Annotated in this window: 14 protein-coding genes; 9 read left to right on the top strand and 5 right to left on the bottom strand. The window is 63.8% G+C overall.

What is annotated here, in order from left to right; genetic code table 11:
• Positions 1-6: 6 nt before the first annotated feature.
• Genes IE091_RS02180 through IE091_RS02160 form a run of 5 tightly spaced genes read left to right on the top strand, consistent with a single transcriptional unit; the run spans position 7 to position 5,845 of the window.
• A complete protein-coding gene (locus IE091_RS02180; protein WP_189462689.1) occupies positions 7-1,695 on the top strand; it encodes an ABC transporter permease in 1,689 nt (562 codons plus the stop codon).
• Positions 1,695-2,330: an ATP-binding cassette domain-containing protein gene (locus IE091_RS02175; protein ID WP_189462688.1), complete on the top strand. Its 636-nt coding sequence runs from the start codon at positions 1,695-1,697 to the stop codon at positions 2,328-2,330. The genes IE091_RS02180 and IE091_RS02175 overlap by 1 nt, the downstream gene beginning before the upstream one ends.
• A complete protein-coding gene (locus IE091_RS02170; protein WP_268246845.1) occupies positions 2,317-3,036 on the top strand; it encodes a TIGR04283 family arsenosugar biosynthesis glycosyltransferase in 720 nt (239 codons plus the stop codon). Before IE091_RS02175 ends, IE091_RS02170 begins: the two co-directional genes overlap by 14 nt.
• Positions 3,026-3,652, top strand: coding sequence for a TIGR04282 family arsenosugar biosynthesis glycosyltransferase (locus IE091_RS02165; RefSeq protein ID WP_189462687.1), 627 nt, complete (start codon positions 3,026-3,028; stop codon positions 3,650-3,652). The genes IE091_RS02170 and IE091_RS02165 overlap by 11 nt, the downstream gene beginning before the upstream one ends.
• Positions 3,653-3,706: 54 nt before the next feature.
• Positions 3,707-5,845, top strand: a complete 2,139-nt coding sequence (locus tag IE091_RS02160) for an FAD-dependent oxidoreductase (RefSeq protein ID WP_189462686.1) — start codon at positions 3,707-3,709, stop codon at positions 5,843-5,845.
• Positions 5,846-5,878: 33 nt separating this feature from the next.
• On the opposite strand, the gene IE091_RS02155 is transcribed toward IE091_RS02160, so the two are convergent.
• A complete protein-coding gene (locus IE091_RS02155) occupies positions 5,879-6,259 on the bottom strand; it encodes a transcriptional regulator (RefSeq protein ID WP_229800689.1) in 381 nt (126 codons plus the stop codon).
• Between the two features lie 173 nt (positions 6,260-6,432).
• Between IE091_RS02155 and IE091_RS02150 the strand changes: the two genes are divergently transcribed.
• Complete coding sequence (locus IE091_RS02150) at positions 6,433-7,824, top strand: GGDEF domain-containing protein (protein ID WP_039175259.1); 1,392 nt, start codon at positions 6,433-6,435, stop codon at positions 7,822-7,824.
• A 96-nt stretch (positions 7,825-7,920) separates the two neighbouring features.
• A complete protein-coding gene (locus IE091_RS02145) occupies positions 7,921-9,081 on the top strand; it encodes an FAD-dependent oxidoreductase (RefSeq protein WP_189462685.1) in 1,161 nt (386 codons plus the stop codon).
• 17 nt (positions 9,082-9,098) lie between these two features.
• On the opposite strand, the gene IE091_RS02140 is transcribed toward IE091_RS02145, so the two are convergent.
• Positions 9,099-9,551 carry an META domain-containing protein gene (locus tag IE091_RS02140; RefSeq protein WP_039175255.1) on the bottom strand — a complete coding sequence of 151 codons (453 nt, stop codon included), beginning with the start codon at positions 9,549-9,551 and terminating at the stop codon, positions 9,099-9,101.
• Between the two features lie 154 nt (positions 9,552-9,705).
• On the opposite strand from IE091_RS02140, the gene IE091_RS02135 reads away from it, so the two are divergent.
• Complete coding sequence (locus IE091_RS02135) at positions 9,706-10,419, top strand: hypothetical protein (protein ID WP_039175254.1); 714 nt, start codon at positions 9,706-9,708, stop codon at positions 10,417-10,419.
• A gap of 47 nt (positions 10,420-10,466) precedes the next feature.
• A complete protein-coding gene (locus tag IE091_RS02130) occupies positions 10,467-11,243 on the top strand; it encodes a hypothetical protein (protein ID WP_096922096.1) in 777 nt (258 codons plus the stop codon).
• Here the strand turns inward: IE091_RS02130 and IE091_RS02125 are convergent.
• The 3 genes from IE091_RS02125 to IE091_RS02115 are packed head-to-tail and all read right to left on the bottom strand — an operon-like array spanning position 11,240 to position 13,587.
• The gene (locus IE091_RS02125) at positions 11,240-12,604 is read right to left on the bottom strand and encodes an ATP-binding protein (protein WP_189462684.1); all 1,365 of its coding nucleotides are present in this window, start codon (positions 12,602-12,604) and stop codon (positions 11,240-11,242) included. The two genes, IE091_RS02130 and IE091_RS02125, sit on opposite strands and share 4 nt — an antisense overlap.
• Positions 12,589-13,251 carry a response regulator transcription factor gene (locus IE091_RS02120; protein ID WP_189462683.1) on the bottom strand — a complete coding sequence of 221 codons (663 nt, stop codon included), beginning with the start codon at positions 13,249-13,251 and terminating at the stop codon, positions 12,589-12,591. Before IE091_RS02120 ends, IE091_RS02125 begins: the two co-directional genes overlap by 16 nt.
• A 3-nt stretch (positions 13,252-13,254) precedes the next feature.
• On the bottom strand, positions 13,255-13,587 hold the full coding sequence (locus tag IE091_RS02115) for a PepSY domain-containing protein (RefSeq protein ID WP_052196303.1): 333 nt from the start codon (positions 13,585-13,587) through the stop codon (positions 13,255-13,257).
• Between the last annotated feature and the right edge of the window lie 96 nt (positions 13,588-13,683).

Below are 13,683 nucleotides of genomic sequence, written 5' to 3'. Positions count from 1 at the left end.
TCGTTCATGATGCTGCGGCTGGCGCCCATCACCCTCGTGGCGCTGCTGGTCCTGCCGGTGACGGCAGGGCTGGCCATGGTGCTGCTGCCCGCCTTTGGCTATCTGCCGGTCATTGGTCACGAGCAGCTGAGCCTCGCCCCCTGGCAGCAGCTGCTGGCCCAGCCGGGGCTGGGCCGCTCGGTGCTGGTCAGCCTGTTCAGCGGCCTGGCCAGCACTGCCCTGGCGCTGCTGGTGGTGGTGCTGTTTCTGGCCGCCAGCCAGGGCACCTGGCTGGACCGCAGCCTGCGGCGATGGGTGTCGCCGCTGCTGTCGATTCCCCATGCGGCGGTGGCCTTTGGCTTTGCCTTCCTGATCGCCCCGTCCGGCCTGACGGCGCGGCTCTTCTCGCCCTGGCTGACCGGCTGGGAGAGCCCGCCAGATGCGCTGGTGGTCAATGACCCCTGGGGGGTGGCCTTGACCCTTGGCCTGGTGCTCAAGGAAGCGCCCTTCCTCCTGCTGATGAGCCTGGCAGCGCTGCCCCAGCTGCAGCCCGAAAAGCGGCTTCGGCTTGCCCGGTCGCTGGGCTATACCCCGGTAATCGGCTGGTTGAAGGTGGTGCTGCCCTCGCTCTACCCGCTGATTCGGCTGCCGGTCTACGCGGTGATCGCCTACGCCACCTCGGTGGTGGATATGGCGCTGATTCTGGGCCCGCGCCTGCCGCCGACCCTCAGCGTGTCGATTCTGGGCTGGTTCAACGACCCGGACATCACCCGCCGCCTGATGGCCTCTGCCGCGGCCGTGCTGCAACTGGGGGTCACGGTGCTGGCCCTGCTGCTCTGGTGGCTCATGGAGCAGGGTGTACGCCGATCAAGCCGGAGCTGGCTCGTCAACGGCAGCCGCCAGCGCGGCGCCACGGCAGTGAAGATTGCTGGCCGAGGCGGCCTGACCCTGGTAACCGTCGCCGCCCTGGCAGCCCTGGCGGGGCTTGCGCTGTTTTCGGTGGCCGGTTTCTGGCGCTTTCCTGAGCTGTTTCCGCAAGCGTTGACCCTGGACCACTGGCAGCGCAGCGCCCCTCAACTCGCAGGCCCCCTGCGGACGACCCTGGCCATTGCGGTGGTCTCCACGGGGGTGGCGGCGCTACTGGTGGTCGCGGCGCTGGAGCATGAGCAGCGCCAGCAGATTCGTCCTTCCCGTGCCCTGTGGCTGCTGTACCTGCCGTTACTGGTGCCGCAGATTGCATTTCTGTTTGGCTTGATCGTGACGGCGGAAAGCCTCGGGATTCGCCCGCAGCTGGCATTGGTGATGGCGGGCCATTTGCTGTTCGTGCTGCCCTATCTTTACCTGTCGTTGGCGGAAGCCTATCGCCAGCTCGACCCGCGCTGGATTCACATGGCACAGTCGCTGGGTGTCACGCCCAACCGCGCGTTTTGGCGGGTGCGGCTGCCGCTGCTGCTTGCCCCGCTGCTGACGTCGCTGGCCGTCGGGTTGGCCGTGAGCATCAGCCAGTATCTGCCCACGCAGCTGCTGGGGGCGGGCAGGGTTTCCACCGTGACCACCGAGGCGGTCGCCCTCGCCTCCGGCGGCAATCGACGCTTGATTGGCGTCTGGGCGCTGGTGCAGGCCGTTCTGCCGCTGGCGGGTTTCATGCTGGCGCTGGCGATCCCCCGCTGGCTGGGAGTGCCCCGCAGCGTCTCGTCCAATGAAGGAGCCCGGTAATGAACACCGCTCGACATGCCCTGACCCTGGAACAGGTGCGCATTTTCCTGGCCGAGCGCGAACTGCTCCACGTCGAAGCCACCATCGCCCCCGGCGACGTGCTGACCGTCATGGGGCCTTCCGGCTCGGGCAAATCGACCCTGCTGGCCTTGCTGGCCGGTTTTCTCGCCGCCCCCTTTCGTGCCGAAGGCCGACTATGGCTGGGCGAGCGCGAGCTCTCCCCCCTGCCAGCAGAGCGGCGTGGTATCGGCCTGCTGTTTCAGGACCCGCTGCTGTTCCCCCACCTTAGCGTGGCGGGCAACCTGCGCTTTGGCCTGCCCAGGCGCAGCCCGCAACCCCAGGTTCAGGTGGCCCATGCGCTGGCTCAGGTCGGGCTGGCCGGTTACGAAGCACGTGACCCGACCACCCTTTCCGGCGGGCAGCAAGCCCGGGTCGCACTGATGCGCTTGCTGCTCTCCCAGCCCCGGGCCGTATTGCTGGACGAGCCGTTTTCCAAACTGGACACGGCGCTGCGCCAGGAAATGCGTGCGCTGGTGTTCGGGCAGCTCCGCGACGCCGGGCTACCGACCCTGCTGGTCACCCACGACGAGGCCGACGCCTCGGCAGCGGGAGGCGACGTGCTTGTCCTCGACTGACCACGGCCCCGGGCTTCCCAGGGTGACGCTCATCATCCCGATGCTCAACGAAGCGGCGAGCATTCACGCCACGCTGATGCGCCTGCAACCGCTACGCTCGCAAGGCGTCGAAGTGCTGGTGGTGGATGGCGGCAGTCGCGACGCCAGCGTGGCACTCGCCACCCCGCTGGCCGACGCGGTGCTCGAAAGCCCGCCGGGCAGAGCGCGGCAAATGAACCTGGGCGCCCGGCAGGCGCGAGCGCCCCTGCTACTGTTCCTGCACGCCGATACCCACCTGCCCCAGGGCAATGAACCCCGGGCCATCGATGCGCTTTGCCAGGCGCTGCTGCACCGCCACTGGGGGCGCTTTGACATTCGTCTGGCAGGGCAAAGCCGCTGGCTGCCGCTCGTCGCCGCGCTGATGAACCGACGCTCTCGGCTCAGCGGCATCGCCACCGGCGACCAGGGGCTGTTCGTGCGTCGTGAGACGTTTTTTGCGCTGGGCGGCTTTCCCGACCAGCCGCTGATGGAAGATATCGAACTCAGCAAGCGCCTGAAGGCGTACTCACCGCCCGCCTGTCTGCCCCATAAAGTGGTAAGCTCGGGCAGGCGCTGGGACCAGCAGGGCGCCTGGACAACCATCTGCCTGATGTGGCGGCTGCGCTACCGCTACTGGCGTGGCGTCAGTGCCACGCAACTGGCCAAGGAGTACCGTGATGCCCGTTGACTCGCTGCCTGCCCACTTGCACCTGTTGGCCAAGGCCCCACTGCCTGGCCACGCCAAGACCCGGTTGATCCCCGCTTTGGGCCCTCAGGGGGCCGCCGATACCCATGCCACCATGGTGCGCCACTGCGTGGCCACGGCCTGCGAAGCCCTTGGGGCGAGCCAGGTCACGCTCTGGACCTCGCTGGAGCATAATCACCCGCTGTTTCTGGAGCTGCAGGCGCAGCATGGCATTGCCCTGGCTGCCCAGCAGCCTGGCGACGTGGGCATGCGCGTTCGTCGGGCACTGAATCACACGTCAGGCTACCCGGCCATGGTCATGGGCACCGACTGCCCCAGCATCAGCGTGGCCATGCTGCGACGCTGCCGAGCAGCCCTGGCCACCTTCGATGTGGTCATTCTGCCCGCCGAAGATGGCGGCTACGGGCTGATTGGCAGCCAACAGGACTACCCCGAGCTGTTCATGGCGATTCCCTGGGGCACCGAGCAGGTGCTGAGCGTGACCCGCGAACGCCTTGCCGCGCTGGGCCTGGAGGCCGCCTACCCCGACACCATGTGGGACATCGACCGCCCCGAAGACTGGTTTCGCTGGCAACAACTTCATCAAGCGAGTGTGTAAGGCACTCTCGCGTATCGTCACTGACCATCACCTCTTCCTCTGCCGGAGCCTGCCATGAATCGTCAGCGTCTGCTGCTCATCATCCTGCTGCTGTTGGCCATACTGGGCTTTTACGTCAGTGGCGCCCACACCTTCTTTACCCTGGAGACCTTGCAGGCCTACCGCAGCCAGTTTCAGGCAGCGTTCCAGCAGTCTCCCTGGCAAGTGGCGGGTCTCTTCTTCGCGGTGTATGTGGTGATGACGGCGCTCTCCTTGCCCGGCGCAGCCTTGTTGACGCTACTGGGCGGGGCACTGTTTGGCCTGGGCTGGGGGCTGCTGATCATCTCCTTTGCCAGCACTCTGGGGGCCACCCTGGCGTTCCTGCTCTCGCGCTTCTTGTTTCGTGGGCCGATTGAAAAGCGCTTTCCCCGCCAGTTCGAGACGGTCAACCGGGGCGTGGAGAAGGACGGCGCGTTCTATCTTTTCACGCTGCGCCTGGTGCCGATCTTCCCGTTTTTCATGATCAATCTGGTCATGGGACTCACGCGGATCAAGCTCACCACGTTTTACTGGGTGAGCCAGCTGGGCATGCTGCCGGGCACGGCCGTCTATGTGAACGCGGGCGGCCAGCTGGGTGAGCTGGAGAACCTGGGGGGAATCGTCTCGCCGGGGCTGCTGGCTTCGTTTGCACTGCTGGCGGTGTTTCCCTGGCTGGCCAGGCGTATTGCCGCTGCCGTGCAAACGCGAAAGGCTTATAAGGGCTTTACCCGGCCTGAGCGCTTCGACTACGACATTGTGGTGATCGGCGGTGGCTCGGCGGGGCTGGTCACCAGCTACATCGCCAGCGCCGTCAACGCCAAGGTAGCCCTCGTTGAAAAGCACAAGATGGGCGGCGACTGCCTGAATACCGGCTGCGTGCCTTCCAAAGCGCTGATACGGGCGGCACGGGCGGCCCACGAGATTCGCACCGCCCATCGGTTTGGCGTCAGCGCCAGTGCCCCCGAGGTGGACTTCGCCAAAGTGATGGGCCATGTCCATCAAGCCATTGCCGACATCGAGCCCCACGACAGCGTCGAGCGCTATACCGGGCTGGGGGTCACGGTGTATCAGGACCACGCCCGGCTCGTCACGCCCTGGCAAGTACGCGTGGGGGACACCACGCTCACCGCGCGCCATATCGTGCTGGCCACGGGGGCTCGCCCACGGGTGCCGCCGCTGCCCGGCATCGAGCACGCGCCGCTGCTCACCTCGGAAAACCTGTGGGCGCTCACCGAGCTGCCCAAGCGCCTGGTGGTGCTGGGCGGCGGCGCCATTGGCTGCGAACTCAGCCAAAGCTTTGCTCGGCTGGGCAGTCAGGTCACCCTGGTTGAAGGTGCGCCCCAGCTGTTGGGCCGGGAAGATAGCGAGGTAGGCGAGCATGTGGCAGGCACGCTCTCCGGGGAAGGCGTGACGGTGATGACGGGCGCCACTGCGCTGGAAGTCAGCCAGGCAGACGGTGCGCACCAGCTCGTCATCGAACACCAGGGGGAGCGTTTGACGCTGGCGTTCGATTATCTGTTGGTCAGCGCGGGGCGTCAGGCCAACGTGGAAGGCCTGGGGCTGGAAACACTGGGCATCAGTACGACCCAGGCCGGCACCCTGGCCCTCAACGAGCGGCTGCAAACCCGGGTGCCCAACATCTGGGCCTGCGGTGATCTGGCAGGCCCCTATCAGCTGACCCATGCGGCGGCGCATCAGGCCTGGCACGCCGCCGTCAACGCCCTGTTTGGCGAGCTGAAAAGCTTCGCCGTGGATTACCGTTTCATGCCCGCCGTGACCTACGTACAGCCGGAAGTGGCGCGGGTGGGGCTGAATGAAAAAGAGGCCACCGCCAAAGGCATTGCCTACGAAGTGACCCGCTACGCCATGCGCGACAGCGACCGCGCCATTGCCGAAGGTGCTACCGAAGGCTTTATCAAGGTGTTGACCGTGCCCGGCAAGGACAAGATTCTGGGCGCCACCATCGTGGCGGAAAACGCTGGCGAGTGGCTGGGCGAGTTCACACTGGCCATGAAACACGGGTTGGGGCTGAACAAGCTGCTCGGCACCATTCACCCCTACCCTACCCTGGGCGAAGCGGCCAAGGCCACCGCAGGCCTATGGAAGAACGCGCACAAACCCGAGCGTGTGCTGGCCTGGTTGAACCGCTACTTTCACTGGCGCCGTGGCGAATGACCAACGTGGGCAGGGGCGCCTGGGTGCGATGGGTCAGGGGCGTTGAGGGTCGTTTACGAAGTTTTCCATGATGTCGCGCACCAGTTTCCGCTGTGCCTGTGGTAACTGGCGATACAGGTCCAATAGCCTCAGCTCATCGGCATCGGGGGATACCTGCCAGGCGGCGGCGGGCTCCTTGACACCCGCCACCTCAGCCGCGCCGTAACGCAAGTAGTGCGGAGAGACGGACAACCACTGGGCCAGGACCAGCAGCTTTTCCTGGCTTGGAAACGAGTCTCCCCGCAACCAGCGCCTGACCGCCTGGAAGGTGATGGGTTTTCCCCAATAGCGCAGATTGAATTCACGCTCCAGAACGGAGGGTCGGGCTTCGTACCCTGCCGCTTGCATGGCGGCTATCAAACGCTCGGCAAACATGCTTTTTTCATTCATGCCGCCAATGTGAAGTGATTCTTCAATAAGAGTTGAATAACGGTTAACCTTCTGATTGAATCATTACTTCAATTCCGAATTAAACTACACCGTGCATGCACCCCCACGCACCCCACAGATACGCAAGACGGCCACTAGCGCGCCAGGAGTCTGCCAGGATGAGCCAGACGCCTTATCTTCCTGAACCGAGTTATCTGCACCGTGCGTTATCGACCCTTGGTTCGGCCCCCGACCCGGATACGCTGCTGAAGGGGCTGGCCAGCACGCTTTACCATATCAACCGTCAGCAGCCCATCGCCCTGTACCGTCTTCACGACGCCAAAGCACTGCACCTGACCTACTATCTTTCGCCTGCTGGCCAACAGGCAGCCCCCCATGCGCTGCGGCTCATCACCTCGCTTGCCTCTTTGTCCACGCTCGGGCTGGACTATCGCGATATCCAAGGTGAGTTCGACACCTGGGGCTATGTGGCTTATCCAACGCCGGATACTCATGAGCAAACCCAGTGGATCACGCTCTTCATCGACCTTGCCAGCCAGCGCCTGCGTCTTTTGAAGGCTGCCAATGCAACGCAGCGGCGTATACGCCTGAGGCGGCGAAGACGCTCCATTCTCAAAGACATGCAGCACACATGCAGTATCGACCATCTCGTTCAACGTCACGGACAAAGCTGGTGTCGCATCTTTCAAGCGGTCGGCATAGCGCTCTATTATCAGGAAGAGCTGGCCTGCTTTGGCCAGTGCCCCCCTGAGCGCCAGCTTCTAGCGGCCATCGCGTCCCTGGCAGCACCACTGGATGACACGGAGACCATCGAGCTCGATGGCGAGTGCGCGGGCGGGATTGCCGTCAGTGTTCATGTTGCCGACGCACAGCCAGCGTGGCTGATGCTGTTTCGTCGTCGTCACGCCGTGCCACTGCTGCCCGAACTGAGCTGCCCGCATACTCCTGTCGGCTACTGGCTCGCGTCCGAGATCAACAGCCTTGCCGAGCTGGCCGATGACTTGACCTCGGTCATCACGGCCATCGAAATCGCCAATCTCAACCAGCAGCTCGTCGCCACGAATCAATGGCTGGAAACTCTGGCGCACAAGGACGCCCTGACCCAGTGCTGGAACCGTTACTATACCGAACTGGTGCTCGACAGTATCGACCCTACCCACACCACCATGGCGCTCATTCTGTTCGACATCGACGATTTCAAGTGCATCAATGACACTCATGGACATGCGGTAGGCGATGATGTGTTGCGCGATCTGGTCGCAGTGGTGCAGGGTACCTTGCGTCAGGGAGACCACCTTGGCCGCTGGGGCGGCGAAGAGTTCATGATTCTGGCCAGGGAGCTCGACCATGAGGGCACCTTGCAGTTTGCCAACCGCGTACGGCTAGCCGTCGCAAGCGCCCGCTTCGCCGTGGCGGCGCCGGTCTCGATCAGTATGGGAGCCACGCTGGTACACGCCCATGAATCGCCTCGGCAATGGCTTGAACGCGCCGACCAGGGCCTCTATCTTGCCAAGCAGGCTGGCAAGAACCGGTGCGTTCTTTGCCCTTGATGCTGCCCTGCAGCCCTTGATGCTGCCCTGCAGCCCTTGATGCTGCCCTGCAGCCCTTGATGCTGCCCTGCAGCCCTCGACAAGAGAGCACTCCCGATGCCCCCACCCAAGCGGCTGCTACTCATCGGCGCAGGCCACGCCCACGCCTTCGTGCTGGAAGCGTTTGCCCAGCGCCCGGACCCGACGATATCGCTCACGGTGGTCAGCGATAGTCCACTTGCCGCCTATTCCGGTGGCGTGCCTGCCTGGCTTGCGGGGGAGTGCACGCTGCGCGACACCCAGCTGGATATCGCCGCGCTCTGCCAGCGGGCGGGGGCTCGACTCATCGCCTCACCGGCCGTGGCCCTGTGCCCCACGAAACGCCAGGTCACCTTGGCAGATGGCCATGTGGTGGCCTTCGACGTGGCCTCGCTCAACGTGGGCGCAACTCTCCAGCAGCCTCAGCACCCCGAAAACGCTGAGCGCACGCTGCCCGCCCTGCTGGCCATGCGGCCACTCGGTTCTCTGCACCATCGCTGGCAGGCGCTGCTGGAGGATATCGACCAGTTGCCTCCCGGCACACGGCAGAACGTGGTGAGCGTGGGGGGCGGTGCGGCGGGCTGTGAAACCCTGATGAGCGTACTGGCACAGCTGCGCCAGCGGCGTCCCGACGTGGCATGGAAAGGCGCCATCATCAGCGCGTCCCCCTCGCTGCTGCCTGGCGCTGGCAGGCTACCGCGCAGACTGGTGCTGCGCGCACTTCAACGGGCCGATATTGCCGTACACGCGGAATTACGGGGCAGCGCCCTGGTGGCGGGCGGCGTGCATACGCAAGCAGGCCAACGTATCGACGCCGATATCGTGCTCTGGGCCACCGGCGCCGTGGGCCAGCCCTGGCTCGAGAAAACCGCGCTGCCCCGCAACGAACGGGGGTTCATCAGCGTGGACACGACCCTCGAAGTCACAGGCCACTCGGGGATATTTGCGGCGGGAGACTGTGCAGCGCTGGCCCAGCACACGCCGCCACTGCCCAAGGCTGGCGTATACGCAGTGCGCATGGGGCCCGTGCTGGCCGACAACCTGAGAGCCGCTTGCCACGGCGCCCCGTTGGCCACCTGGAAGCCCCCCAGGCGTGTGCTGGCGCTGATTGGCACGGGGGACGGTCGCGCTATTGCCAGTCGAGGCGCCATCGGTTTTTCAGGCCGCTGGGTGTGGAAATGGAAAAAGCGGATCGATGCGCGCTTCATTGCCCGCTTCAATCCGCCCTTCACGCATTAACACCGCTCCTGCCGCTGCTAGCCGTTGGCTTTGCGCCAGCCGCCCAGCACCCGGCTATCCGGGCCGAAGAATACCAGCCGATCATGGTCGATCAGGTAGCGGTAGGCGTTATCCAGCATGTCCGTGACCCGCTTGGCATCTTCCATGTTCGGGCAGGCCATGCGGGTCGACGCCAGCCCACCGAACTCGATGCGCTGACTCTCTCCCAGGCTGACCGTACCGGTAAACTGGTTGCAGCCATCCGAACCACTCACCTTGCCGTCACGCCCAATGCGGAAAAATGGCGTACTGGGCATCGACAAACGCTCATCGGTCCCCACCAGCAGCAGGTTCCAGCGCTGCTCGACGACCGGCCCCGACAGCGTGGATTGCGGCGCTTCGATTCGTTCCTGCTCAGGCGCGCTGCTGCACCCTACCAACACGGCTGCCCCCAAGGCAGCCAGTACCCACTTCACGCCATCGTATTTCATATCTGCTGTCTCTCCATGGGATATGCCTAACCTGAATCAAACTTGAACCAGCGATTTAGTCAGGGTTCAGCCCCTATTGCTTAAAGTTCACATTGTTACCTGAGGGGCTAGCGCACCACAAGCATGCCTCACTTCACCATCAGAGGATATCGACATGCCACAACTGCCTTTAAAAACCCTATTGACCGCCGTCTGCACCCTGGCGCTCGCCACCCCCTTGGCCGCGCAGGAGAACGTGGAACTCAACGCCGAAATCGTCGAGCGCTTCGATGATCTGTTCATCATTGACGAGGGCGACCGCCGTTTGCTGGTTCGCCCTGCCGAAGCGCTTGAACAGACCTTTCAGGTAGGTGACGAAATCCGCATCGAAGGCCGCCTGGAAGGCGACACCATCACCGAGGCCGTGGTGGGCTCGCCACAGCAGCGTGACCAGGACGCCGAACCTCAGCGCCCATCGGTGCGTGCGCCAGACGTGGCTGCCATCCAGCAACTGCTGGCAGAGCGAGCGTTCGGCGACATGGTGGAGCTGAAGCGCCGCGACGCCACATTCCGTATCACCAGCATCAACAGCGATGGCTTCGAGGTGCGCAGCGACATCGATGAACAGGGCGAACTGTTGAGCTGGCATATCAAGCGCCCAGGCCATGACCGCCCCCACCGTGACGAAACGCTGGACAGCCTGGCGCAAGAGAGCGTGATCGATTCACTGGCAGAGCAGGGCTACCTCGATGCCACGCTGCTGGAGTTCAAAGGCCGACACATGGAGTGGGTCGCCAGCAATGCCGATGAGCAGACGGTATTGCTGCACGTGGACTACCGCGGCGATGTTTACCGGGAAAAACGTCTTCCCGAGTGGCCCGCCCAATAACCCGGCACATGCCAACCAGACTTGCTGACCAATAGAGAGGACATCTCATGAACACAGCACTCAAAACACGTCTTACGCGTCGCGTCATCACCCCCACGCTTGCACTGTTACTCAGCGCCACGGCCTTGAGCAGCGTGGCCCAAACCCCGGGGTTCAGCACCCTGGAGGGCGAAGTACAGGAGCACTTCGGCCATGACTTCGTCATCGAAGCCAACGGCGAGCGGGTTCTGGTTCGCCAATCTCCGCATGCCAGCGCCAACGTGACCCAGGGAGACACCGTCACGGTTACCGGACAGCGCTTCGAGGGCACCCTGCAGGCACAGGAAGTGCTCAACAGTGATGGCACTTCCCTCAGCAGCGCATCTGCGTTCTCTCCCGCGCCCCACATGGCACAGGGAGCGCGAGGCCAGTGGCATGCGCCACAAGCCAATATCGCCGCCTTGCAGGCTCAGTTGCAGGAGCGTGGCTTTGGTGACATCTATCGGGTAGAGCCCAAGAGTAGCCATGTTCGTGTACAGACCACCGCCAATGGCATGCCGGTAGAAGTACGCTTCGAACATGACGGCAGCTTCCGTGAGTGGCGCATCCATCGCCCAGGCAAGTCGCGGCCGCGTGCCGGTGAGTGGGGCACGGTGCCCATGGCGCAAGTCAGCCAGCTGGTCGCACAGCAGGGTTACACCAGCCCCAGAATCGTCGACAGCAAGGGCCGCCACCTGGAAGTACTGGCCCAAAACAGTCGCGGTGAAGCCGTGGAACTGCACGTCGATTATGCGGGCCAGGTCTACCGTGAAAAACGCCACTACACCATGGGCTTCTTCAACTAACGCTTCGCCCCATCAGGGCCGCCTTCGGGCGGCCTTTCCGCAGCCGGGAGCACCAGTTGAACACTCAGCCCCCCCGCCGAGCCCTCAGCCAGGGTCAGTTGACCGCCATAGAGCTGAGCCAGGTCCTGCACGATGGCCAACCCCAGACCATCGCCAGGCGTCGACTCATCGAAACGCTCACCTCGCTCTACGGCCTTCACACGCTGTTGCTCCGACATGCCAGGGCCGTCATCCGAGATGACCAGATGCAGGGTGTTGGGGGTTTCCAGATGGGCCTCCACCGTTACCTGGCGCTGCGCCCATTTACAGGCGTTGTCCAACAGATTGCCCAGCAGTTCGTCCAGGTCCTGGGACTCCCCGCGAAAGGCAAGCTCAGGATCGCAGCGAACGTCGATCGCCACCTGCGGATAGACATGGCGCATTACCACCACCAGGCCCTCCAGGGTATCGGCCACAGGGGTACGCTCGCCCAGATGATAACCGGCGCCTACCGCACGAGCGCGACGCAGATGGTGGTCTACCAGCCGCTGAAGACGGGTCAGCGCTTCACTGACCACAGGGTCGTTGACCTGCGCTTTGGTCAGGGTATTGACCAGCATTGCCAGGGGCGTCTTGAGCCCATGGGCCAAGTTGCCTACGTGCTGTCGGCTGCGGGCAATCACCTCGCGGTTGTGCTGTACCAGGGCATTGATCTCCTCCACCAGCGGCTTGAGTTCCTCTACCGTGGCAAGGGCGAGTCGATCGCGACGCCCCTGTCGCACCGCCAACAGATCGCGCCGCAGCCGCGTCAGCGGCGTCAATCCCCAGCGCACTTGCCACCATACCGCCAGGCCAAGCCCGATGCCCAGCGCCGCCAGCGACGCCCCCAAAGGCAGAATGATCTGGGAGAGTGCATGGTCGATATCCTGTTGAGGGCCTGCCACGGTAATGGTGAGCCCAGGCCCACTGCCGGGCGCCGAAAACTGGCGTGCCCTGGCGCGCAAAGGCTCCTTATCGGGCCCAGCCAGGCTAAAGGCACCTGCCGAGACGGGCGGCACGGCCAGGCTGGCATCCAGCAAGGAGCGCGAGGCAATCAGCACCTCCCCCTCGTGGGCAATCTGCCAGTACCAGCCCGAATAGATACGGTCGAACTGCGGCCCACCAACATCGCGCGTCTTGACCAGTTGCCCCTGCTCGTTGAACTCCACCGACGCCATCAGCCCCAGCAAGTTGGCTTCCAGGCGTGCATCGAAGGTGCGTTCGGCATGCGCCTTGAACAGCCAATAGATGAAGATGCCTACCGCTATCAGCGCCAGGGCGCTCCATAGCCCCGCAGACCCCAGCAGACGAGCCCGCAAGGAGAGATTCATGGCTGACGACACAGCCGATACCCCTGGCCGCGCAGGGTTTCGATACGCCCGGCCCCGACCTTGCGGCGCAGCCGACTGATGATCACTTCCAGCGAGTTGTAATCTCGGTCACTGTCATAGGAGTACAAATGCTCGGAGAGCTCGGTTCGACTCACCACCTTCTCGGCGTGATGAATCAGGTATACCAGCAGTTGCGTTTCGAAGGCCGTCAGTTTCAGAGGCAGACCCGACAAGCTGAAGACCCCCAGCTGGGAGTCATACTCCAGCTCACCACAGCGCAGCACCACATCGGCATGACCTGACGCCCGGCGGATCAGCGCACGCAGCCGCATGATGATCTCTTCCATGCGAAAGGGCTTGGTGACATAGTCATCCGCGCCTGCGCGAAACCCCTGGACCTTTTCACTCCAGCCATCCCGTGCAGTCAGAATCACGACGGGCAGGGTGCGGCCGTGGTGCCGCCAATCGTGCAGTACGCTGAGCCCATCACGCCCCGGCAGGCCAAGGTCGAGCACTGCCGCATCGTAGCTTTCCTGATTGCCCATGTAGACCGCTTCGTTGCCGTCGCCGACCACATCCACCACGAAACCACTGCCTTCAAGGGCCGCACGCATTTGCTCGGCCAGATGCGTCTCGTCTTCCACCACCAGGATACGCATGGGTCAGGTTCCCTCCGAGGCGGAGGCAGGCAGCAGACGAGCCTCTATTTGACCCCGGCCATCGATTTCCAGAAAACGGCCATTCTCACGGGCGATGCGAATCTTCAGCACGTTGCCCTGCTCGGTCAACAAGCGCAGCTCGTATACCTGGTCGCTGTTCTCCCACCCTCGGCCACTTTTGACCTCGATATCCAGCAGCTCGCCCTGATAACGCTGCTGAACGATGTCGATGGCCTCGTTGGCGGTCAATTGGGCCATGGCCATGGCAGGCAACCCGAGCAACAGCCAGCTGGCGCCCAGCATGAGGGCTCGTATGTGATTGAAGCGTTTAATCATCGTCGCGACTCCTTGCAAGACCACTCTGAAATGGGGCTTGCTACTATAGCCAGCATCGCCTTAACCCTGACTGAACAGCGCTGCCGTTCAGGTTAC

The organism is Vreelandella hamiltonii (assembly GCF_014651775.1).
Classification (GTDB): Bacteria; Pseudomonadota; Gammaproteobacteria; order Pseudomonadales; family Halomonadaceae; genus Vreelandella; species Vreelandella hamiltonii.
This window is presented reverse-complemented; position numbering and strand designations above follow the sequence as displayed.

Coding starts and splice junctions, on each gene's coding strand:
- IE091_RS02180 (WP_189462689.1), top strand. CDS start 7: ATGATGCTGCGGCTGGCGCCCATCACCCTCGTGGCGCTGCTGGTCCTG.
- IE091_RS02175 (WP_189462688.1), top strand. CDS start 1,695: ATGAACACCGCTCGACATGCCCTGACCCTGGAACAGGTGCGCATTTTC.
- IE091_RS02165 (WP_189462687.1), top strand. CDS start 3,026: ATGCCCGTTGACTCGCTGCCTGCCCACTTGCACCTGTTGGCCAAGGCC.
- IE091_RS02160 (WP_189462686.1), top strand. CDS start 3,707: ATGAATCGTCAGCGTCTGCTGCTCATCATCCTGCTGCTGTTGGCCATA.
- IE091_RS02155 (WP_229800689.1), bottom strand. CDS start 6,259: ATGTTTGCCGAGCGTTTGATAGCCGCCATGCAAGCGGCAGGGTACGAA.
- IE091_RS02150 (WP_039175259.1), top strand. CDS start 6,433: ATGAGCCAGACGCCTTATCTTCCTGAACCGAGTTATCTGCACCGTGCG.
- IE091_RS02145 (WP_189462685.1), top strand. CDS start 7,921: ATGCCCCCACCCAAGCGGCTGCTACTCATCGGCGCAGGCCACGCCCAC.
- IE091_RS02140 (WP_039175255.1), bottom strand. CDS start 9,551: ATGAAATACGATGGCGTGAAGTGGGTACTGGCTGCCTTGGGGGCAGCC.
- IE091_RS02135 (WP_039175254.1), top strand. CDS start 9,706: ATGCCACAACTGCCTTTAAAAACCCTATTGACCGCCGTCTGCACCCTG.
- IE091_RS02130 (WP_096922096.1), top strand. CDS start 10,467: ATGAACACAGCACTCAAAACACGTCTTACGCGTCGCGTCATCACCCCC.
- IE091_RS02120 (WP_189462683.1), bottom strand. CDS start 13,251: ATGCGTATCCTGGTGGTGGAAGACGAGACGCATCTGGCCGAGCAAATG.
- IE091_RS02115 (WP_052196303.1), bottom strand. CDS start 13,587: ATGATTAAACGCTTCAATCACATACGAGCCCTCATGCTGGGCGCCAGC.